Raw genomic sequence first — 23,031 nt, forward strand, 5'->3', positions numbered from 1 at the left:
TGACCAACGCATAACCCGGATGAAGGCCGAAGGCCGCGAGTCCGGGGGTTCGCTGTTCCATGACCACCCCGGATTCCGCCCCGCTGCATCCTGGCTACCCATCATTCAGACATGCTGACCCTACTGATCTTCACCACCCTCTTGCTGCTGCTCATGATCGACGTGCCCATCGCCGTAGCCATCGGGCTCACCGCGGTCATCTTTTTCGTCAGCATGGGCCAGGGTAATTTCCTCGTCATGCTGCCGCAACGCATGTACTCGGGCACGACCGGTTTCACGCTGCTGGCGATCCCCTTCTTCATCCTCGCCGGTAACCTCATGAACACTGGCGGCACCACGACGCGCATCTTCCGCTTCGCCCGCGCACTGGTGGGTCACGTGCCCGGCGGGCTCGGTCAGGTCAGCGTGGTGTCATCGATGATCTTCTCCGGCATGTCCGGCTCGGCTGTCGCTGATGCCGCAGGGCTCGGCCAGATACAGCATCGCGCGATGGTCGACGCCGGCTACAAGCCGACCATCTCGGCTGCCATCGTCGCAGGCGCTTCGACCATCGGACCGGTGATTCCGCCGTCGATTCCCTTCGTGCTGTATGGCGCCATCACCTCGGTGTCGGTAACGCAGCTGTTTCTCGCGGGGGCGGTACCCGGTGCGCTGATGGGCGTGGCGATGATGCTCGGCATCTTCCTGATGGCTGGCCCGCGTGGGTTGCCGCGTGACCCGCGCGCCAGCCTCGTTGAAATCTGGGTCAGCTTCAAGGCTGCCTTCTGGCCGCTGATGGCGCCCGTCATCATCATCGGGGGCATCACCACCGGTTTCTTCACGCCCACTGAGGCCTCGGTGATTGCCACGCTCTACGCGCTGGTGCTGGGCTTCGCCTATCGCGACCTCAAATGGGGCGACCTGCCGCCCATCCTGTTCGCTTCGCTCAAGCAGACCTGCGGCCTGATGTTCATCATTGCCACGGCCAACTTCTTTGGCTGGTTCACGATTTTCGAGCGCATACCCGACGTGCTGATCAGCCAGCTCGCATCCATGGGCGCAACGCCGGCCGGCTTCCTGTGGATTGTCATCGCCATCATCCTCGTGCTGGGTTGCTTCCTCGACGGCAATGCCATCTTCCTCATCACACTGCCCATCTTCATGAAGCTGTGCCCGTTGTACGGCATCGACATGGTGAACTTCGGCGTCGTGATGACCCTGCTGATCATGATCGGCAACCTCACACCACCGGTGGGCATGTGCCTGTTCGCCGTCGAGAGCTTCGCAAAAGTGGGCATCTGGCGACTGTCGCTGGAATGCGTGCCCTATCTCGTTGCGATCTTCGTCGTTACCGTGCTGTGCGCCTTTATGCCGGATATCGCGCTGTGGCTGCCACGCCTGATGGCCAACTGATTTGACATGGTGCGCAGTGCGCACCCTACACAAGGAAATGCAAATGCTTCATCTGCTCTCACGCTTCGATCACGCACTCAAGAAGACCCTCGAATGGATCTGCATCGTGCTGTTCATCGCGATCACGCTGATTCTCACGCTCAACATCGTCATGCGCTTCGTGCCGCTGATGTCCATGCATTGGTTCGACGAGATCCTTGAACTGCTCTATGGCGCGCTGATCTTCTACGGCGCCGCCGCCGTGTGGGTCACACACAGCCACTTCAGCGTGGGTGACTGGATTTCGAAGCACATCCCCAGCGTGCGTGCCCGCTTCGTTTATCGCCTGCTGGTGGAGCTGTGTTCGCTCGCCTTCATCGCGATCTTCTTCTGGTACGCACTGGAACTCACGATGAAGACCGAGGAGCAGACCACCGCCTTCGCCATGTCCAGGAAATGGCTCTACGCCTGCATGCCCATCACAGGCGGCATCATGCTGCTCTACAGCCTGAAGAATATGTACCTGGAACTGGCAAAGATCATCAACCCAGCGGCAGAAATCGACCTCGGGCGCGAAGACCTCAATCACTGACAGGGTCTGAACCACGCGCAAAGCCCTGCTCGCGCAACCACTCTTGCCGCAATGAGGCTGTCCGCACGACCTGATTGGCGCCGCTCAGAGTCAGGTGAATGACATTGCGTCCGCGTTCGAACCTGAATGAGCCGTACAGAGCGCTACCTAGCCGGACGCCATACCCTGGCGCGGCGGGTGCAGATCAGCCAGGCGGATCTGAACCGTCGCTTCAAACTGGTGCAGCGCATCGCAGTGATTGCATCGAAACGTGCCGCTCAGGTGGATGTGGTTGTCCGCATACGATGGCCCCGGCTGGGTTGCCGGTGTAGGCGAGACAAGCTGGGTCGGAGCCAGCTTGACCACCTTGGGCGGGATGTCTTCGATCACTGCGGGCGGCTCTTCCCCCGGGGCGGCCACTTTCATGACGGGGTCTGTGACAGGCAGGATCAGCGTTGGCAACGACACATCGACCGGCGCAGTCACGATGGGCGGCTCCGCCATTGGCGCAGCGCCGCCATGGCCACTCAGCAAAGCCTCGGCGCGTGCCAGGTTGATCTGCGTCCGCGCCAGATCCGCGAAGCCCGAGCTGGTCAGCCAGGTTTCTTCTGCCGTCCCGGGGGCACCACTGGCCTTGCCCGGCACGACCACCGCGGGGGCGGGCTGGGGCACTCCGGCGGATGCAACGGCCGACGCCTCGGGCACCGGCTCAACCGTCACCACCATACCCAGCCGCTCCAGCCGGCTGGCATAAGTCCGTGCCGGCTCCTGCTCCAGACCGGTCTTGAGCACCACCTTGCGGCCGGAAAAGATGCGCTCCACCTGCATCGAGCTGGCACTGAGCCGCGAGGTGACAGCCTGACGGACCGACTCCAGCGTCAATCCATCGCGAATGCGACCTGTGAAAACGATTCGGTAAAGTGCTGCTGCCATGACACCGCCTGGTCATCAAATGCGTCAAAGACGACAAATACAAGTTTCGCTATGCAAGGCGCAGTCCACCTTGACCGCGGATCTGTGAACCTTTGTATGCCGTTCTGCCTAATGTTACGCACTTCTGTGACCGCAGTGTGATCGCGCCCCTCAGGCCACAGGCCGGAATCATCCAAAGCTTAGCGCTCCAGCTGCGGCTTCTCGATGTACACCGGCGATTTAGCGCGCTGTGCGGGCTTTATAATCGCGCCTCCACCGCACCCGGGCTTGGCCTCGGCGCGGCGTTTTGCTTTTTTGTAGCGCCAGAACATGACTACCCTGCTCCAGCCCCTCGCCAAGCTCCAGTTCCCCAAGCCCGGCCTGCGCCTTGACCTGCCACTCCTGCATGGTTCGAGTGATGCAGCCGCGCTCGCCCAGATCGCCGCCAGCGGCCAGCGCCTGCTGGTGGTGACGGCCAACCCGCTGGATGCGCAGCGCCTCAAGGAAGAAATCGCCTGGTTCGCGCCCGAGCTGCGCTGCAACCTGCTGCCGGACTGGGAGACCTTGCCCTACGACAACTTCTCGCCGCACCAGGACCTCATCTCGGAACGACTGGCAACGCTCCACGCAATCCAGAAGGGCGAATCGGACATCACCCTGGTGCCCGCCTCCACAACGCTCTACCGCATGGCGCCGCCCGCATATCTGGCCGCCTACACCTTCTTCCTCAAGCAGAAAGAAAAACTCGACCTCGACGCCTTGCGCGCCCAGATGGTGCTGGCCGGTTATGACCACGTCACCCAGGTCGTGCGTCCCGGCGAGTTCTCGGTACGCGGCGGCATCATCGACCTGTTCCCCATGGGCACGGTGCAGCCCTATCGCATTGACCTCTTCGACGACGAGATCGACACGATCCGCACCTTCGACCCGGATTCGCAGCGCACGCTGTTCCCCGTGCCCGAGATCCGCCTGCTGCCGGCGCGCGAATTCCCGCTCGACGACAAGGCGCGCACCAGCTTCCGTCAGCGCTTTCGCGAGGCTTTCGAGGGCGACCCCACCAAGTCCATCATCTACAAGGACGTCTCCAACGGCGTCGCCTCGCCCGGCATCGAGTACTACCTGCCGCTGTTCTTCGAGGAGACGGCGACGCTGTTCGACTACCTGCCGAAGGACATCCTTTTCGTCACACACCACGACGTGCCGGCTGCCATCGACGCCTTCTGGAATGAGGCCAACAGCCGCTTCAGGCTGATGGCGGGCGACCGCGCGCGGCCGCTGCTGGCGCCGGACCAGTTGTTCCTGCCGGCTGAAGCGTTCTGGGTGGCGACCAAGCATCTGCCGCGCCTGGTGATGCACGGCCGCAACTCCCCTCTCCCGCTTGCGGGAGAGGGTGGTCCGAAGGACCGGGAGAGGGAAGACTCGAAGCAGCCCTCTCCCCTGACCCCCGCTCCGCGCCCCACGGCGAGCACTGCATTGCCCGCCGGCTCTGGCGGCGAGCTGCATGCAGCTCGAATTCCCGCCTCCGCCCCGCAAGTGGGAGAGGGGAGCACAACCGCCCCGCTCCCCGAACTGGGCGTCGAGCGCAAAGCCACCGATCCGCTGCACAAGCTTAAACATTGGCTGAATAATTTTCCCTGGCGTGTGCTGGTGCTCGCCGAATCGCCGGGCCGCCAGCAGACCATCAACGAGTACTTCAACGAGTACGGCCTCAAGCCCGAAACCAGCGGCGACCTCGCCGGCTTCCTGGCCTCCGACGCCAGGCTCGCGCTCTCCACGGGGCCACTCGGAGCCGGCTTCGTGCTGCCCTCGGCGAACATCGCCATCCTCACCGAAAACGAGCTCTACGCCGCCCAGGCCCGCCCGCGCAATCGTGGCCGCGATGGCCGCAAGAGCACGGTGGAAGGCTGGCTCAAGGACCTCTCCGAGCTCAAGCAGGGCGACCCGGTCGTGCACGTCAGCCACGGCATCGGCCGCTATCTCGGCCTCGTGCACATGGACCTCGGCGATGGCGACATGGAGTTCCTCCATCTCGAATACGCCAACGACACCAAGCTCTACGTGCCGGTCTCACAACTGCACGTCATCACGCGCTACGCCGGCGCCGACCCCGAGGCCGTGCACCTGCACGTGCTGGGCAGCGGCCAGTGGGAGAAGGCCAAGCGCAAGGCCGCACAGCAGGTGCATGACACGGCAGCCGAACTGCTGGTGCTCTACGCCCAGCGCGCCGCGCGCCCCGGCCACAAGTTCGACTTCAAGCAGCACGATCTCGACGCTTTCGCCGAAGGCTTCGGCTTCGAGGAAACGCCCGACCAGCTCGCCGCCATCAACGCCGTCATCGAAGACATGCGCAGCGGCCGCCCGATGGACCGCCTCGTCTGCGGCGACGTCGGCTTCGGCAAGACCGAGGTCGCATTGAGAGCCGCCTTCATCGCGATTGCCGACGGCAAGCAGGTCGCCGTGCTGTGCCCCACGACCCTGCTTGCCGAGCAGCACTACCAGACCTTTGCCGACCGCTTCGCCGACTGGCCCGTCAAGGTGGCAGAGATTTCGCGTTTCAAGACCGCTGCCGAGCAGACCGAGGCAATCAAGTTGCTCGGCGAAGGCAAGGTCGACATCCTCATCGGCACGCACCGCCTGCTGCAGAAGGATGTGAACTTCAATCGACTGGGCCTCGTCATCATCGACGAAGAGCACCGCTTCGGTGTGCGTCAGAAAGAGGCGCTGAAGGCATTGCGGTCCGAGGTCGACATCCTCACCCTCACCGCCACGCCGATCCCGCGCACCCTGGGCATGGCCATGGAAGGCCTGCGCGAGTTCTCCGTCATCGCCACCGCGCCGCAGAAGCGGCTTGCCATCAAGACCTTCGTACAGAGCTGGTCAAAAGGCATCGTGCGCGAAGCCGTGCTGCGGGAATTCAAGCGCGGCGGTCAGGTCTACTTCCTGCACAACGAGGTCGAGACAATCGAGAACATGCGTGAGGCCCTCACCGAGCTGCTGCCTGAAGCACGCATCGTCGTCGGTCACGGTCAGTTGCCCGAGCGCGAACTCGAACGCGTGATGAAGGACTTCACCTCGCAGCGCGCCAACCTGCTGCTGTGCACGACCATCATCGAGACCGGCATCAACATCCCCACCGCCAACACCATCGTCATCAACCGCGCCGACCGCTTCGGCCTCGCGCAGTTGCACCAGCTGCGTGGCCGCGTCGGGCGCTCGCACCACCAGGCCTACGCCTACCTGCTCACCGATGCCAACGCCAAGCCCACCGCCAACGCGCAGAAGCGCCTCGAAGCCATCACCATGATGGAAGACCTCGGCTCCGGCTTCTTCCTCGCCATGCACGACCTCGAGATCCGCGGCGCTGGCGAAGTGCTGGGCGACTCGCAGTCGGGCGACATCCAGGAAGTCGGCTTCGCGCTCTACACGCAGATGCTCAAGCGCGCCGTCAAGGCGCTGCAGTCGGGCAAGAAGACTGACCTCGCACAACCGCTGGACGTCACATCCGAAGTCAACCTGCACTTCCCCGCCCTGCTGCCCGACGCCTACTGCGCCGACATCCAGGAACGTCTCACCCTCTACAAGCGCCTCGCCAACTGCGAGAGCGCTGACGAACTGCAGGATGTGCAGGAAGAACTCATCGACCGCTTCGGCGAGCTGCCGCCACAGACCCAGGCCCTGCTGGAGACGCACCGCCTGCGCGTGCTTGCCAAGCCGCTGGGCATCATCAAGATCGACGCGGCCAGCCGCCAGATCAACATCCACTTCGAGCCCAACCCGCCCATCGAACCCATCAAGATCATCCAGCTCATCCAGAAAGACCGTCGCTACAAGCTTGCCGGGCAGGACAAGCTCACGGCCCTGCTGAGTTCAGAGTCGCTGAAGGATCGCGTGGCCAAGGTACGCGAAGTGTTCAAGGCGCTCGGCTGACCCCGTGCATCTCGCGCTTGGCGAGAAAGAATCAAGGGCGCTTTGACCGTCAATTCAAGCCAAGGCATCAGGGACCGGCTGCATATACTGGCTCGGTAAGAATCCCGAGGCTGGTCCCTGCCAGCAAGCTCCGCCATGCCGCCCACGCACTCCTCTCTTGAAGCAGGTTCGAAGCTCATGGCCTCGGGTCAGCTTGATCGTGCCTACGAGCATCTGGTGCGAGCCCTTGAAGAGTCACCGGAGAATCCCCTTGTCCTGCTCCAGCTCGGAAAGCTGTCGCTACTGGCAGGCATGGCCGACGAAGCCTGGAATTTCCTGCGCATCGCCATTGAGCAGGACAGCAGGATTACCCAGGAGATCCGGAACCTCGCTGACGAATTCAAGGCCTCCAATCGCCCTGCCGATGCGCAAGCGATTCATCAGTTTCTGAATGCCCAGACGGCATTGCCACAAGCGCCCAGCGTGGAAAGGAAACCTGACCTCCCTTTCGAACTCACGTTCTGCGTCGGCGCCCCACGCAGCGGCACGACTGTGATCGGCAGCTTGCTCTCCGAGGGTCCGACAGCCTTCCCGATGTTGCCCGAGTGCTCGTTCATCACTCAACTGATCCGGCAGTTCAGGGACATCCTCACTGGCGCCGACCAGGCCCGGTTCGAAGCGTTTGCCAAAACGCCCGGCGACCTGATCAATGTCTATCGCCCCGCCCTCGAGGGCTTTCTGAGAAACGCTCACAGTCATTTCGTCTCCATACCTGCCACGCACCTGATACTCAAAGACCCTGAATTAAGCACCTATCTCGACTGCCTGCAGTTCTTCTTCCCGCGATTCAAGGTGGTCTGTGTCGTTCGCGACCCCAGAGACGTCGTTGCCTCCTCCATGCGCGTCAACAAGAAGCTGGGTAACCCACGGACGCTCGAAGAAGTCATTGCCCACTCTTTCAGCTACTACCAGTGCGTTGCCCACTCCTCTCTTGCCCGGAAGGGAGACGTGCACTTCATTCATTTCGAGAGAGTCCTCAGAAAAGAAGAGGACGAGTTCGCCCGACTTGAAAGCTATCTTGGCTACGCAGTCGGGCGGCATGGTTTCGGCAAGGTCTTCTTTGAATTTGATCGCTCCGACGCGACTTACTCCGACAACTACGGCAAAGCCCTGCGCCCGCTGACAGAGGACCGCAGCCTGCTTGGTGAAGAAGGTGAGCGCAGGGTTGAGGAAGTTTTCGCTGCCTTCAACAGAACCTGGCACTGGTGGTAGGCGCCACCCGCAGAAGCCAGAGAAAAGCCAGACAAATAGCCTGCGAAGCGCCGATATATCGAACCATCAGCGTTTCTCCCTGCCCCGTAAGATGACCGCAAGCGGTGCGCGACCGAGGCGCACGCCGATCAGGCTAATGGGAGTAGCAAGGGGAACAGGATGGCTCTGGACGACTGTCGCATCATCGAACTTCCCAAGATCCACGACGTGCGGGGCAATCTGACCTTTGTGGAAGGTACCCGACACATCCCGTTCGACATCAAGCGTGTCTATTACCTCTACGACGTGCCGGGCGGATCGGATCGTGGCGGTCACGCACACGGCAAGCTGCATCAGTTCATGATCGCCATGTCGGGCAGCTTCGATGTCGTCCTCAATGATGGAGACCGCGAGCGCCGCTACCACCTCAACCGCTCCTACAACGGCATCTACATCTGCCCGATGACCTGGCGCACGCTCGACAACTTCTCGTCGAACTCCGTCTGCCTCGTGCTCGCCTCCGACTTCTATGACGAAGCCGACTACTACCGCAGCAAGGACGACTTCCTTACTGCGGTAAAAGCGCAGCAGAGATGAGCACCGCATTCCTCGACCTCAGTGAAGTGCACGCCCCCTGCGCGGCCGAGATGCAGGCCACGTTTGCGCGCGTACTGCACAAAGGGCACTTCATTCTGGGCGATGAGGTAGCGGGCTTCGAGGCCGAGTTCGCACAGTTCTGTGGCGCCGCGCACTGCCTCGGCGTGGGCAACGGGCTCGATGCTCTGCACCTGATCCTGCGCGCCATGCACATCGGCGCAGGCGACGAAGTCATCGTGCCCGCCCACACCTTCATCGCCACCTGGCTGGCTGTCACGCAGAGCGGCGCAACGCCCGTGCCGGTTGAATCGACGGCAGGTGGCTTCAACATCGACCCTGCACGCGTCGAGGCGGCCATCACGCCCGCCACGCGCGCCATCATCGCCGTGCACCTCTATGGCGAACCGGCTGACATGGATGCCCTGCGCGCCATCGCCGACCGCCATGGCTTGAAGCTCATCGAAGACGCCGCCCAGGCCCATGGCGCACGCTACAAGGGCCGTCGCTGCGGCAGCCTCGGCGACGCCGCCGCCTTCAGCTTCTACCCGACCAAGAACCTCGGCGCGCTCGGCGACGGCGGCGCCATCACCACCAGCGACACTGCACTCGCCGACGAAATCCGCCTGCTGCGCAACTACGGGTCGCGCATCAAGTACCAGCACGACATTGCCGGGTACAACACGCGCCTCGACGAGTTGCAGGCGGCTCTGCTGCGCATCAAGCTGCGTCACCTCGATGCACACAACGCGCAGCGCCGTGAAGTCGCCAACACCTACCTGCGCGAACTCGCCAGTGTGGCGGGCCTGCAACTGCCGCAGGTGCCCGAATTCGTCGAACCGGTGTGGCACCTCTTCGTCATCCGCAGCACGCGACGCGACGCCCTCGCCCGCGCACTGCAGGAACGCGGCATCGCCACCCTGATCCACTACCCCATTCCCTCGCATCAGCAAGGGGCCTATCGCGATCTCGTCTGCCCGCCGCTGGCCGCAACCGAGACGCTCGCGCGCGAAGTGCTCAGCTTGCCGATGTGGCCAGGCCTCGACCCGGCCCCTGTCATCGCAGCGCTGCGCGAGCTGGCAGTGAAACCATGAGCAGCACAGACACCCCCAGTCACAACGTCGCCGCCTACCTCTCGCGTTACGGCAAGGTGGGCTTCGAGGATTTCCGCCGGATGGCTGCCGACGCGAGCCTCAGCACCTGGGAGAAAATCGGCTTCCCCGACAGCTATCGCAAGGGCTTCGAGGAACACATCTTCGCCGACATCCAGCACAAGTTGCCCGCTCTTGGCGGCACACAGCAAGTCATCCTCGACATCGGCGCCGGCTGCAGCGACCTGCCGCGCCAGCTCATCGCACAGTGCATCGCGCAACAACACCGCCTGGTACTGCTGGATTCAGCCGAGATGCTGAGCCTGCTGCCCGATGGCACAGGCGTCGAGAAAGTCGCCGCACGCTTTCCCGACTGCCCACCCCTGCTCGAAGACCTGCATGGCCGCGTCAACGCCATCCTCTGCTACTCGGTGTTCCAGTACGTGTTTGCCGAGGGCAACATCTGGTCCTTCCTCGACGCCAGCCTTGCCCTGCTCGCACCGGGCGGCAGCATGCTGATCGGCGACGTACCGAATATCTCCCGGCGCAAACGTTTCTTCGCGAGTGAGACCGGCATCGCACACCACAAGCAATTCACCGGTCGCGACGAGGTGCCCGAAGTGCACTTCAACCGCAGCGAGCCCGGTCTCATCGACGACGCCGTCGTACTGAGCGTGCTGGGGCGCTGCCGCGCTGCGGGCTTCGATGCCTTCGTCGTCCCGCAGGATTCGCGCCTGCCCATGGCCAACCGCCGCGAAGACATCCTGATCACGCGCCCCTGACCCCTGCATCAGTCATACGGGAACCATCATGAGTAAAAACAAGAAGCTCATCATCGTCGGCGACAGCGCCTTCGCCGAGATCGCCCACGAATACTTCGACGTCGATAGCGACTACGAAGTGGTCGCCTTCAGCGTGGAGACGCCTTACCTGCGCCAGGACAGCCTGCACGGCCTGCCCTGCGTGGCTTTCGAAGACATCGAGACCAAGTACGCGCCGGCCGGGCATTCGGTATTCGTCGCCGCCACCTACACCCAGCTCAACCGCCTGCGCACGCGCCTCGCCGCCGCCGCCAAGGCCAAGGGCTATGCCCTCGCCAGCTACGTCAGCTCGCGTTCCTTCATCTGGCGCAATGTCGAGATCGGCGAGCACTGCTTCATCTTCGAGGACAACACCATCCAGCCCTACGTGAAAATCCGCGCCAACAACGTGTTGTGGAGCGGCAACCACATTGGTCACCACTCAACGATCCACGAGAACTGCTTCATTGCCTCGCACGCCGTCGTCTCCGGCTTCTGCGAGATCGGCGCCAACAGCTTCATCGGCGTCAACGCGACGATTGCCAATAACGTGAGTATCGGTGCCGACAACTGGATCGGCCTCGGCGTCACCATCGCCAAGAGCACACCGGAGAACACGCTATACAAGGGCGATCGCCCGACGCCAGCGGACATCGGCGCGCGCGAGTTCTTCAAGCTGACCACAGCGTAACCACCAGACCGACCATGGCTCCCTCCTGCATCTTCCAGATCGAGGACATCAGCCACCTCAGAGAACAGACCGGGGCGATCCGCGAGACGGTTCAGGCAAACGGCTTTGCATTGATCCGGGGCATCTTTGACCGCAGCCGTATCCGGGCATTCCTGCCGACCATCCTCCAGTACATCTCCCAAACGGAAGCGCTGCCCAGCAGCGGCGTCAGCGCGGAACAGATCCGCCGGAACTGCCTGAAGTGGTCCATCGGCTCGCAAAGTCAGAGTCAGTCCGGCATCGCCCGGCTGATGATGACCATCATGAACCCCACGCGCGAGCCCGATGTTCTGGGGCTTCGTGACACGTTCACCAGCCTGATCCTGGTGCGGGACACCCTTGCACAGCGCGAGCAGCCACTTCTGGACGACTATCTCCCCGCCCCGAAATTCAACGGCACACGACTGCAGATCTATCCTGCTGGGGGCGGGTTCATGACGCGACACATTGACTCCCGCGCCATCGACAACGTCCGGGACGTGTCGGCGCAGTACATCCAGCTTGTCTTGCTGATGACCGAGAAAGGAACGGATTACACCTCGGGTGGCGCGTTCGTCGAGGTGGCTGGCGAATTCCGGGATTCCGAAGCCAACGCCCGATCGGGCGACATCGTCGTATACGACGCCAACACCATGCACGGCGTCGCCGATATCGATTCGCACAAACCCCTGGACACCTCAGGCGCCGGCGCCAGGATCGTTGCACTGGCGACAGTCTATGACTGATGCCAGGCGACGATCCGGGCCGTAAGCACCGCGCCGTTCAGCCTCAGTGACCATGACGGGATAAGCATGCACTAAGGCAAGGTTATCAGGCCTTATCTGCAGACGCTGGCAACGTACTCTTGACGCCAGTCTTCGCGCTCATCGCCCTGCAGGATGACACACCCCGCACTTCGTCCGGCCTCCGCCCCACCAGCCATCGCCTGCCTGCGCCGGGTCAGGCCGGCATCGGCTGGTCGCGTCCCGCCGCATCAAATGATGCCGGAGGCGTGATGCGCTGGCGCAAACTCGGCGTGATCTTCGTACCATCCAGTGAGCCTGCGAGAGCCTGGATGCACTCGCACGCGATGGTGCCAACGCCTTTCGACATGGGCGACGGCAGGCTGCGCATCTATCTGTCTTTCCGCGATGCGGGCAACATCAGCCGCGTCGGCTTTGTCGATGTGGACGCGGCAAACCCACTGCGCGTGCTGCGCGTGTCCGAGACCCCAAGCCTGGATATCGGCGAACCCGGCGGATTCGACGACAACGGCGTCCTGTGCACCAGCGTCGTACGCCTCGATGACGGCCGCCTGATGATGTACTACGTCGGCTTTGAGCTCAGCACGCACATCCGGTATCGCCTCTTGACAGGCGCTGCCATCAGCGAGGATGGCGAACACTTTGTTCGCATCAAACCCACGGCCATCCTCGAACGCAGCCCTGCCGAGCGTTACTTTCGCGGCGGCCCATTTGTTATGCGCGAGCAAGGCATATTCCGCATGTGGTACGTAGCAGGCAGCAGTTGGCTGCTGCTGGGCGGAAAACAGATGCCGGTGTACGAGCTGCGATACCTGGAGTCGGAGGACGGCATCCACTGGCCCGATCAGGGAGAAACCGTGCTGGCGACCGGCCCCGACGAACATGGCTTCGGGCGCCCCTGGGTAGTGAAGGAGGATGCCCGCTACCAGCTGCATTACTCGGCTCGCAAGATAGCGCTTCAGTCCTATCGCCTCGGATACGCTGAGTCCGCTGACGGCATCCGCTGGCAGCGCCAAGACGAACAACTGGGGCTGGACGTATCAGCGGAAGGCTGGGATAGCGAAGCCATCATGTACTCCGCCGTCATCAGGCACGGAGCGAATGAGTGGCTGTTCTACAACGGCAACAACTTCGGCGAAACCGGCTTCGGCGTCGCCCTGCGGGAGCCGGAATGAAATTGTCGGTCTGCCGCTACGACGAGCAACGCGACCGGGCGGACTGGGAGTCTCTGTGCGCACGCGCCCCCATGGCCAACCTGCTTCACACCCGTCGCTTTCTCTCGTATCACGGAGAGCGCTTCGAGGATCAATCACTCATCGCGCGAGACGAAGCCGGCACGCTGCGCGCAGCGCTGCCCGCAGCGCGCCTCCCGCACCAGCCGGACTGTGTCGTCAGCCATCCGGGAGCGAGCTTCGGCGGAGTGATCCAGGACGGGAGTCTGCTTGGCGAGGATCTGCTGCAGCTACTTTCCGACATGGCGAAGGATCTGGCAGCCGCCGGTTTTCGCGTGCTGCGCTACAAGGCCGTACCGACCATCTACCAGCGCTGGCCGGTACAAGACGACCTATATGCCCTGGTCCGTCTGGGTGCGACCTTGTATCGCCGCGACCTGTCGAGCTGCATTGCCGTGGATGCCCGCCGTGAGCCATCAGCACGACGTCAGCGCAGCTTGCGCAAGGCGCGCAATGCAGGCGTCACGGTGCGGCAGGACATGACATCGCTGGAAGCCTTCTGGGCCGTGCTGTGCGAAACACTGCGCAGCCGACATGGCACACAGCCCGTGCACACACTGGATGAAATTCGCCTGCTGGCTGCGCGCTTTCCCGACGACATTCTCCTGGTCGTTGCCGAACTGGCGGGGCAAGTCGAAGCTGGCGTGCTGCTTTTCAATTCCCCCGCCGTCAGCCATGCGCAGTACATCGCGTCCAGCGAGACTGGCAACGCCTGCTGCGCGCTGGACGCCGTTTTTGAGCACTGCATTGCGCAAACCGGCTCGACAGGCCGTCGATATTTCGACTTTGGCATTTCGAACGAAGAAGAGGGACGACGCCTCAATACGGGGCTCTATCGATTCAAGTCGGAGTTCGGCGGCGGTGGCGCCACGCACGATTTCTACGAACTCGCGCTGGACTGAGAGGCTGCGCATGACAGACCAGTCCATCACCAACACACAGCAGGCCAGACCAGCACCGCCCGAGCTGTCGAGCGCTCTCTACGCGCGCGCGGAACAGCTTGTCGCGGCAGGAGATCTGGACGCCGCTTGCGGGTTGTTGCTGCAACTTGTCGAGGCCGACTGCGCCGACTGGCAGCCGTACAACGATCTTGGTGTCATCGCCTTGCAACGGGGAGATGTCGAGACCGCCCTGTACTTTCTGCAGCAAGCGGTTCTGCGTGAAGCGGGCTCACACACAGCCGCGAGCAATGCGGCGGCGGCACTGCAAATGGCTGGGCGCCAAGCCGACGCGGCAACACTATGGGGCGAGACGTTGGCACGCCACGCCCCCGACGCTCCGCCCGAACTGCTGGACTTTCTGGCTGCGAACCTGCGCGAGAAGGCGGTACTGCCTGCTTTCCTTGCGGGGCTGAAGCACACTTGGCTCGGTAACAAGACCGCATCGGCAACCCCTCCGCACCTGTTGCAGCGCCCGCTCTTCCTGCCCCTTCAAGGCTTGGGCACGCTGCCGTCTGCAGGTGAAGTATTCCCGCAAGAAACCTTGCCCCCCGTAACCGCGAGGGAGTTCTTTACCCATAGCACTCCAGCCGCCGCACCGGAGTTTGCGGCCATTCACCGCTACGAGCCTGGCAATGCCATCGTCCGCCCCTTCTCGGATGTGGTGCAAACCGACACCGCGATACTGGTCCCCGACTTTTTCGATCCTGAGCACCACATGCTCTATGACACCTTCACCGGTCATGTGGTCCCCCTGCCGGGACAGAACATGGGCGTTGTGCGCCCCTGCTCACCACAACAGTATCTGCCGCGCGGGGTGGTCCTCAACTCTTACGCCGTCAGCAACTGGGCGCACTTCCTGACCGAGGTGTTGCCGCTTGTTGCGATTGTCGAACACTGTGGCTTGCCGGAAGACATTCCGCTTGTATTGAGCGAGGGCATCCTGCCCCAGATGCTGCAGCTTCTCTCGATGATCAAGACAGCGCGTCGCCCCATCGTGCTGATCCGCGCGCCGGTGCGCATCGGCAAGGCCACGCTCTTCACCCCGGTGAGTACCGTGGTCTATGACTACATGGACGCACTGGGCAATCGCCAACCTCGCTTCACCGCGCAGGACACCCTGTTCTCATCGTTTGCACTGCGCCTGACCGCAGCGGCCTTGCGCACCGGCCATGAGCACAGGAATGGCCCCGGGACGAAAGTGTTCATTGATCGCGAGTCGTCGATACGCCGCATCCGCAACAAGGCCGCTGTGCTCAGGCTGTTTCGCGAGCGAGGCTTCCGGGTCGTGGTTCCGGAGTCATTGTCCGCGGCCGAACAGCTGGCCCTGTTTTCACAAGCAAGCATCATTGCCGGTCAGGCCGGCGCGGGCATGGCGAACATGATGTTCGCGCCTGCCGGCTGCAAGGTCATCACGCTGGCACCGGCAACAGCCTTTGGCGCTTATGGCTACTTCCGCAACATGGCAGCCAGCCTCGGACACGAGCTGTATTCCTTCGGCTTCGCGCCGCTACCTGGCGCTTACCACTCCCCCGCCCACCCCGATTTCGACGTGGACATTGACCTGCTTGATCACGAGCTGAGCAAGCTCTCCTGAACCGCAACACTGCCGGGCAACGCACACAGCGACGGAGCTGCAAGATGAACAGAGACCTGACCGAATTTGAAAAGCTGATCGGAGCCCTGATCGACAAGGGCAACATCGACGCTGCGCTTGCCGCCGTTCTGGCGCTGGTCGAAGCAACCATTGGAGACCCCGCCGCAACGGGAAGCGTCTTGCGCTCTCCTGTGCTCGACCGCTTGTGCAGCCGGATCGGACGCCAGAGCCTCGAATACCTCCGCGCCCAGTCTCTTCTGCCCCCGGTCGCAGCGCAACAGGCTGATGTCATTATCCTTGCGACGGAACTGCACGCCGTAGGCGGACACTCTCGCGTCATTGAGGACATCATAAGAACACGTCCCGAGAGCCGGCACCTCATCCTGTTGAGCGACTTCCTGGCATGCAACTACACGATGGACCTTCAACGCTACGTGAATCTCGGCGTTGAGGTGCGGCGCGCCACGTCCGGCAATCACGCAGACCGACTGCTATGGATTCAGATGCAACTGTCCGCGCATCCGGATGCACAGGTGCTGGTGTTCAATCATCACGCCGACGCAGGCAGCATTGCAGCACTGCAGCCCGGCCTCAATCGGGAGTATGTCTTCTGCCACCATGCCGATCACAACCTCTGCCTCGGCGCGACATTGGCGAACATCCGCCACGTCGATTTCTTTGATGCCTTCTGCCATAGCTGCATGGAGGCTGGCGTCAATGCCGAGATCTGGCCGCTTGCGGTGCCTGACCAGGGCGTTCGGGATCAAAGCATTCAGAGCTTTCGGGCCGATGGCCATCTCACAACCTGTACCAGCGCACACGAAGCCAAGTTGCTGGCACCGTACCCGATCCGTTACTGGGATGTGCTGCCACAAATCCTGTCTGTGACACAGGGGACGCACATCCACATCGGACACCTGCCCGCAGACACCCTCGCAGCCATTCATGGAGCGCTGCGCGATGCCGGTGTCCCGCAAACGCGTTTTCAGCATATCCAGTGGGTGGAGAACCTGGGCGCAGCCCTGCTGGCGAACAAGGTTGACCTCTATATTGGCTCGTTCCCGCTGGGAGGCGGCCGCGCTGCGCTCGAAGCCATGTCGCTGGGCGTTCCGGTTGTCACGCATCGAAACCACGTATTCCCGATGCTGGGCTCTGCGGGCCTGGGTCCCGTTGGAAACTGGTCATGGAGCCATGTGGAAGAGCTGCTGACGATTCTGCGCGAGTGCACCCCGGAAGCACTGGCACGCCAATCCAGGGCCACGCGCGCGCACTATCTGGAATGGCATTCTCCCGAGAAGTTCTCCAGCGTCGTCCGTGGCGAGTCTTCGCTGCGCCCGCACGAAGTCTCGCGATCAAGCCAGGACGAACTGGGCGCCTACTTGCTGCGTAGCCAGATACGCAACGAGCGCTTCACCTACCTCTTCGATCTGCTCGCGGAGTCTGCGCCAAAGGCACAGACCTCGGGGCCCGGGGCTGACTTCAGCGAGCTGCTCGAACAAGGCACACAACTGCTCGATGCGGGTAAGTTGGAGCAAGCCAACCAGATCCTGCTCTCGGCGCTGGATGCCCGACCCGGCCACGCTGGCACCCTGTTCCAGTTGGGCCGCCTGGCCATTCTCGCCGGCATGCCCGATGACGCGCTGACAATTTTCGAAGCGGCATGCCAGTCAGACGAGAGCACGCTGCACCAAGTGCTCAAGCTTGGCGAATCCCTCATTCGGGACGGGCGGATGGCTGAAGGAAAGCTGGTGCTCAGCATTTCACGGTCGATGGTGGCACAGCGCCGCCCTGCAGGTACTCCGCAGCAGGGGCTGGCACATATCCGCGCACTGTCCGAAGAAGAATGGGCCGAAGTGCTTGCGCACAGCCATAAGCACCCGGACTACTTTGGTTTCAAGTTGCCCGGCTTCCCTGACGACAACTTCCAGATCAACACGATGGGGAGCGCCAATGAAAATGCCATGCGCGAGGCATTCCTTTTCTATCGTGCCGTACTCCCTTTCGTGGGTCGCATGCGATCGCTCAGCGAACGGACCCTGCTGGACTTTGGCACGGGCTGGGGGCGTTTCCCGCGCACCTTTGTCAAGATTTTTGAACCACAGAACATCTGGGGTATCGACGTCGACCCGGCCATGATCGAAGTGTGCGAGCGGTCGTTCAGCTTCGGCAACTTCAGCCAGACCGATCCCTTTCCGCCAACGCGTTTCGAGCATGGCAGCTTTGACCTCATCACAGCCTACTCAGTCTTTTCACACCTCTCGGAAGAAGCTGCAGGCAAGTGGATGCAGGAATTTTCACGCATCCTGCGACCCGGCGGCTTCGTTGCCTTCACGACTCAGGGACGTGGCTTCATCGGCCAGTGTGCCTACTTCCGGCAGCAACGTGATCTGACGCACCCATGGCACATCTGTCTGGCCCAGTCATTCGTCGACAGCGAGCAGGCATACGCTGATTACGACGCGGGTCGTTTCCTGTTTTCAGCCACAGGCGGCGGAGACAGCAGACCGTCGAGCTTCTACGGCGAGGCCCTGATACCACCGGGCTACATGTTCCGGGAATGGGGGCATCTGTTTGATGTGATGTGCTTTGTCGACGACCGTGCGGTGATGCCTCAGGCGTTCGCTGTCCTGCGCAAGAAATGATGAGCGTCCAATCGCCTCCCCTCGCAACAGATCTGGCGCCGACGCAGCGGACTGACGGGCCGGACGCACTGTGCCTGCACGCCAGGGGATATGCACCTTTCTTGCTGGACGAGGAATGCCCGGCGGACTCGCCATACGGCTTACCCGTCGGCACTGTGTCGGACGATGGTGTTGCCGTGGTCGGGCAAAAGGGCTGGCTGTATGTCTCTGGCGGCAGCAATCACTGGCACGAGCAATACACGGGCACGCGCAACCTGTCGGCAGCACAGGTCACGCAGTGGCAGACGTTGCTGGCCAACCGACAGCAGCTCTTCAGCCGGATGGGTATGCAGTACCTGCACCTGACGGTCCCCGACAAGCAATGCGTGCACCCACAATGGGCTGCTCACCCCCCAGCTCCGGGCCTGCGCCCCGTGAAGCAGCTTGCCGGTACACCGGCATTCCTTTACCCCCTGGCTGAACTGCAGGAGTGGGCAACGCATCTGCCACTTTGGCTGCGCGGCAACTCTCACTGGAATGTGTATGGCTGCTACCTCACAGCCAGAGTCTTGCTTGAGGCGCTTGATGTGCCCTGCCCCGCAATCGATGCGCTGAAAGTGGAGTGCCGATCTGGAGCACACGACCTGACCGTCAAGTTCATGCCGGCTTGGCGCGAGCCAACCTGCCGCATTGCCAGCCCTGCGATAGAGCTGCTCAACAACCGTTTGTGGGAACGCGAGGGCAAGCACCTCGGCAACCACTACATATTGAAGAACGACAGAGCGCTTACCGGGAAGACGATCTGCGTGTTCGGTGACTCCTACACCTGGGATGCCGGTTTGGGGCAGCTGCTCAGCTACGTTTTCAATGAAGTGCATTTCATCTGGAGCGCTCACGTGAATCCGGAGTACTGCCGGATGGCTGGGGCCGATGTAGTCATTACCGAGACGGCAGAGCGCAACATGATTCTGGTGCCCAACGAGTCGTATCACGAGGACGCCGTGCGATGACCACTGCAAATCACACTGACACCCCAGGCGGACAGCTACGCTCGATTGCCTTCTATCTGCCGCAGTTTCATCCGATTGCCGAGAACGACGCCTGGTGGGGAAAAGGCTTCACGGAATGGACCAACGTCACGCGCGCCGAGCCGCTGTTCGAAGGCCACAATCAGCCGCGCCGCCCGGCAGATCTCGGTTACTACGACCTGCGTGTCCCGGAGATCATGGAACAGCAGGCCGCACTCGCCCGTCAGCACGGCATCCATGGCTTCTGCTACTACTACTACTGGTTCGCGGGTCGTCGGCTTCTGGAGAGGCCGCTTGATCGCATGCTTGCAAGCGGCAGCCCGGATTTTCCATTTTGCCTGTGCTGGGCCAATGAAAACTGGTCGCGCCGCTGGGATGGCAGCGAGCAGGAAGTGCTGATGAAGCAGGAGTACGGGCCAGACTATGCGCGCCGCATCATCCGCGACATGATGCCGTTCCTGCAGGACAAGCGTTACATCACCGTAGACGGCAAACCGCTGCTGCTGGTCTACCGCGTGGACATCATCCCGGACTGCGCCGAAATGACGGCCATCTGGCGCGAAGAGGCAATCTCCGCCGGCCTGCCCGGACTCTACCTTGTACGGGTCGAGAGCTTCGTCGAGCTGGATCCGCGCCCGTACGGATTCGACGCCGCCTGCGAGTTCCCGCCCCACCTGCTTAACACCGTCGCCATCGTCGACAACTCCACGCTACCCAAACTCAACCCGGCATTCGAAGGCTGCGTTTTCGACTACAGCAAAGTGGCCCGGCACTATGGTGACAAGCCTGCTCCGGCAGGCTACAAACGCTTCAAGGGTCTGGTACCGAGCTGGGATAACACGGCACGCAAGAAGCTCAAGCCCTATGTGCTCGACCGCAGCACGCCTGACCTGTACAAGGCCTGGCTCAGCCAGTGCCTGCGCGATACTGCTGCCCGCTTCACAGGCGATGAGCGCCTCGTTTTCATCAACGCCTGGAACGAATGGGCCGAAGGCTGCTACCTGGAGCCCGACCAGAAGTTCGGCCATCAGTACCTTGAGGCTACGCGCGATGCACATGCCGCCGTCACGTCCGAACTGCGGGCAACGGATACATCTCAGCGACCTGCAGGCAAAGGCATGGACTTTGCCATCGCACTCTTCAACAACGGCCAGCTTACTGAAGCCTACGAATCCTTCGTGCAGGTGCTTCAGGACAATCAATCCAATCCACTTGCACTCGTCTACCTTGGCCTGATCGCACTGGCAAGTGAGCTGCCGGATGACGCGAGCAACTTCTTCACGCACGCCGTGGACTGCTCACAAGATCGCGCCAACACCATGGCGGCCATCGGCCAGCGATGCATGGAGGCCGGGTATCTGCAGCACGCCGAGGTTTTCTTTTCTGCAGCCATCGAGACACAGCCAGCGCTTTATGGCGCGTACGCCTTGCTCGCCGACGTGCTGGAACAGCAGGGGCGTCTCAACGAAGCCATGCACCTGCTCGCCTCATTGGTGGCGGGCGACAGCCATCCTCAACAAGCTGTTCTGGCGCGTCTGGTCACCCTGGCGCGGCGCCTGGCTGATCCGGAGCAGGAGCGCGCGACATGCTTGCGAGCAGCCCGGTTCCCGGACAGCCATGCGCGTGCCATCGAGTTGATGCGCTACGCCGACAACGTCACACCTGAGCAGATCCGCGATGAATGCCTGCGCTTCGCTACGGCACACGCGGGCCAGTACACCCAGCAACTGGCCGCTGGCTCGCGTCAGCGCTTAAGGATCGGCTTTGTGGTGGGTCGCCTTGATCTGTCCGACGTTGCATGGCGCCTTGAACCACTGCTGCGCCAGCTAGACCCTGAACGCTTCGAAACCATCATCATCGCCTGCGACGCTACACCAGGCGAGGCCGCTCAACGCCTGTTCCTGCTTGCCGACAATTGGCTGACGCTGACAGGCATGGATGCAGACCGCATTCACGAGGCCATTCGCGTAGCGGGTATCGATGTGCTCATCAATACCGATGGCCACGCCAGTCTGGCTACCTTGCAGCCCTTCGTCAGACGTAGCGCACCGCTGCAACTCAACTGGAGCGTTCCGCCAACGCCCCTTTCACTCTCATGTATTGACTACGCGCTGCTCGACCCGCTGACGGACCCGGCAATGCTCAGCGCTTTCGCAGAGAAGACTGTCCAGATCAATCGGGTTACCGCCTGGACATTTCCGACCCGGAGCGCGCGCCTCATTCGCCGTGCATCGCCTTTCACGTTCGGCTGCCTGGCGCCCATTCAGCATATTTCAGTTGCCACCTGGCAAGCCTGGGCCGAGATTCTGACAGCGTCCCCCTTCGCGCACTTACAACTCAACACCAGCGGGGCGGGTAGCGAGGCTCGCCAACGTGTGCTGCAGCTTTTCTCTGCTGCCGGCATTGAGGTCGAACGAATCCGCTGGGTCGACGCACCGGATTCACGCAGCGTCTGCGAGGCCTGGCGCAACATCGATCTCGCCCTCAGCCCGCTTGCAGGAGACATGCTCCACGAAGCCTTGCTGGCTGCGCACAGCGCAACACCTGTGCTGTGTGCGAGTCAGTCGCGAACAGTCTGTAACCTGCAGCGCCTGCTGGAGAACGACGACCTGATCGCACCGGACATCCTTACCTACACAGCCAAGGCCACTGCACTTGCGCAAGACAGTGAAGTCCTGCGCATGCGCGGACAGGCAATTCAGTCATCGCTGAAGCACTCCGCTGTGATCGATGCAGCAGGCTTTGCGGAGGCCTTTGGCGCAACGCTCCTGCAGCTCTGGCAAGGCGCCGGAGGGCAGCTGGAGATCAGCGAATGAAACCGTACAAGACCTGGTCTGTCATCGTCTGCAGCATTGATGCCGGCAAGTACGCCCATATCGTGCAGAGCTATGAACGTCTGCTGGCCACTCGCTCTTTCGAGATCATCGGCATCCATGACGCCGCCTCGCTGGCGGAGGCGTACAACCGCGGCATTGCCCGGGCACGTGGCGAAATCATCGTCTTCTCGCATGACGACATCCTGATTCTTGATGACGCATTCGCGGACAAGGTCGAATCCCGTCTGGGTCAGGACTTCGACCTGCTCGGCTTTGCCGGTGCCACCGCCATCCGCGACGGTTACTGGTGGTCGGCAGGGCCTGCACACATGCGCGGCGCCGTATCGCATGCGCCCCCCGGAAAACCACAACTGTCGCTGCACATCTACGGCGTCACGCGCGCCGAAGCCGAACCGGTTCAGGTTCTGGACGGCTTGTGCCTCATCGCAAGCCGCGAGGCCACCGAGCGGCAACAGTTCGATGCCGCCACCTTCGACGGTTTTCATCTCTACGATCTTGACTTCAGCCTGTCTGCACAGCGGCAAGGCCTGCGCGTGGGAGTGCTAACGGATGTGCCCATCATCCACATGTCCGCAGGTAGCTTCGGCAACGAATGGAGGCGCTATCGCAACCTGTTTGCACGAAAGCACGCCGAGTATCTCGGACTGCAAACGGATGTTGCGCTGCCCGAGCCCGACAGACTGCGCGCACGCGTCGCCCTGTTCGACGATGCAACATCCCTGAGAGCCTTCTGGACCTGCGAGAACCTGCTCCGAGCCACGCTTGCAGAACAGAGGCAAGGAATATGAGCCCCAAATTGTCATGACCCC

General features: G+C 62.2%; 18 protein-coding genes. 16 read left to right on the forward strand and 2 right to left on the reverse strand.

The window, feature by feature from the left end; all coding sequences use genetic code 11:
* The first annotated feature begins 111 nt into the window (after window positions 1–111).
* Window positions 112–1,392 carry a TRAP transporter large permease gene (locus tag ABEA02_RS16515; protein WP_345534201.1) on the forward strand — a complete coding sequence of 427 codons (1,281 nt, stop codon included), beginning with the start codon at window positions 112–114 and terminating at the stop codon, window positions 1,390–1,392.
* Window positions 1,393–1,435: 43 nt separating this feature from the next.
* Window positions 1,436–1,963, forward strand: a complete 528-nt coding sequence (locus tag ABEA02_RS16520) for a TRAP transporter small permease (protein WP_345534202.1) — start codon at window positions 1,436–1,438, stop codon at window positions 1,961–1,963.
* Between the two features lie 147 nt (window positions 1,964–2,110).
* Here ABEA02_RS16520 and ABEA02_RS16525 read toward each other — a convergent pair whose 3' ends face one another.
* Entirely contained in the window at window positions 2,111–2,875 is a 765-nt protein-coding gene (locus tag ABEA02_RS16525; protein ID WP_345534203.1) for a hypothetical protein, read from the reverse strand.
* 179 nt (window positions 2,876–3,054) lie between these two features.
* A complete protein-coding gene (locus tag ABEA02_RS16530) occupies window positions 3,055–3,186 on the reverse strand; it encodes a hypothetical protein (RefSeq protein WP_345534204.1) in 132 nt (43 codons plus the stop codon).
* On the opposite strand from ABEA02_RS16530, the gene mfd reads away from it, so the two are divergent.
* The 14 genes from mfd to ABEA02_RS16600 all read left to right on the forward strand — a co-directional run bounded on the left by mfd (window position 3,185) and on the right by ABEA02_RS16600 (window position 23,010).
* Window positions 3,185–6,781, forward strand: coding sequence for a transcription-repair coupling factor (gene mfd / locus ABEA02_RS16535; RefSeq protein WP_345534205.1), 3,597 nt, complete (start codon window positions 3,185–3,187; stop codon window positions 6,779–6,781). The genes ABEA02_RS16530 and mfd overlap by 2 nt on opposite strands.
* Before the next feature lie 135 nt (window positions 6,782–6,916).
* Window positions 6,917–8,032, forward strand: a complete 1,116-nt coding sequence (locus ABEA02_RS16540) for a tetratricopeptide repeat-containing sulfotransferase family protein (protein ID WP_345534206.1) — start codon at window positions 6,917–6,919, stop codon at window positions 8,030–8,032.
* A gap of 159 nt (window positions 8,033–8,191) precedes the next feature.
* Window positions 8,192–8,608, forward strand: a complete 417-nt coding sequence (locus tag ABEA02_RS16545) for a sugar 3,4-ketoisomerase (protein ID WP_345534207.1) — start codon at window positions 8,192–8,194, stop codon at window positions 8,606–8,608.
* The gene (locus tag ABEA02_RS16550; protein WP_345534208.1) at window positions 8,605–9,699 is read left to right on the forward strand and encodes a DegT/DnrJ/EryC1/StrS family aminotransferase; all 1,095 of its coding nucleotides are present in this window, start codon (window positions 8,605–8,607) and stop codon (window positions 9,697–9,699) included. Before ABEA02_RS16545 ends, ABEA02_RS16550 begins: the two co-directional genes overlap by 4 nt.
* A complete protein-coding gene (locus tag ABEA02_RS16555; RefSeq protein ID WP_345534209.1) occupies window positions 9,696–10,478 on the forward strand; it encodes a class I SAM-dependent methyltransferase in 783 nt (260 codons plus the stop codon). Before ABEA02_RS16550 ends, ABEA02_RS16555 begins: the two co-directional genes overlap by 4 nt.
* Before the next feature lie 28 nt (window positions 10,479–10,506).
* Window positions 10,507–11,187, forward strand: coding sequence for an acetyltransferase (locus ABEA02_RS16560; protein WP_345534210.1), 681 nt, complete (start codon window positions 10,507–10,509; stop codon window positions 11,185–11,187).
* 14 nt (window positions 11,188–11,201) lie between these two features.
* Window positions 11,202–11,951 carry a hypothetical protein gene (locus ABEA02_RS16565; RefSeq protein ID WP_345534211.1) on the forward strand — a complete coding sequence of 250 codons (750 nt, stop codon included), beginning with the start codon at window positions 11,202–11,204 and terminating at the stop codon, window positions 11,949–11,951.
* Between the two features lie 119 nt (window positions 11,952–12,070).
* Window positions 12,071–13,144: a glycoside hydrolase family protein gene (locus ABEA02_RS16570; protein ID WP_345534212.1), complete on the forward strand. Its 1,074-nt coding sequence runs from the start codon at window positions 12,071–12,073 to the stop codon at window positions 13,142–13,144.
* Complete coding sequence (locus ABEA02_RS16575; RefSeq protein WP_345534213.1) at window positions 13,141–14,103, forward strand: GNAT family N-acetyltransferase; 963 nt, start codon at window positions 13,141–13,143, stop codon at window positions 14,101–14,103. The genes ABEA02_RS16570 and ABEA02_RS16575 overlap by 4 nt, the downstream gene beginning before the upstream one ends.
* 10 nt (window positions 14,104–14,113) lie before the next feature.
* Entirely contained in the window at window positions 14,114–15,736 is a 1,623-nt protein-coding gene (locus ABEA02_RS16580) for a glycosyltransferase 61 family protein (RefSeq protein ID WP_345534214.1), read from the forward strand.
* Between the two features lie 44 nt (window positions 15,737–15,780).
* The gene (locus ABEA02_RS16585; RefSeq protein WP_345534215.1) at window positions 15,781–18,378 is read left to right on the forward strand and encodes a methyltransferase domain-containing protein; all 2,598 of its coding nucleotides are present in this window, start codon (window positions 15,781–15,783) and stop codon (window positions 18,376–18,378) included.
* The gene (locus ABEA02_RS16590; protein ID WP_345534216.1) at window positions 18,375–19,367 is read left to right on the forward strand and encodes an alginate O-acetyltransferase AlgX-related protein; all 993 of its coding nucleotides are present in this window, start codon (window positions 18,375–18,377) and stop codon (window positions 19,365–19,367) included. Before ABEA02_RS16585 ends, ABEA02_RS16590 begins: the two co-directional genes overlap by 4 nt.
* Window positions 19,364–22,201, forward strand: a complete 2,838-nt coding sequence (locus tag ABEA02_RS16595) for a glycoside hydrolase family 99-like domain-containing protein (protein WP_345534217.1) — start codon at window positions 19,364–19,366, stop codon at window positions 22,199–22,201. Before ABEA02_RS16590 ends, ABEA02_RS16595 begins: the two co-directional genes overlap by 4 nt.
* Window positions 22,198–23,010, forward strand: a complete 813-nt coding sequence (locus ABEA02_RS16600) for a glycosyltransferase (protein WP_345534218.1) — start codon at window positions 22,198–22,200, stop codon at window positions 23,008–23,010. Before ABEA02_RS16595 ends, ABEA02_RS16600 begins: the two co-directional genes overlap by 4 nt.
* The last annotated feature ends 21 nt before the right edge of the window (window positions 23,011–23,031 follow it).

The sequence above is a fragment of the Viridibacterium curvum genome (genome assembly GCF_039544165.1).
Classification (GTDB): domain Bacteria; phylum Pseudomonadota; class Gammaproteobacteria; order Burkholderiales; family Rhodocyclaceae; genus Viridibacterium; species Viridibacterium curvum.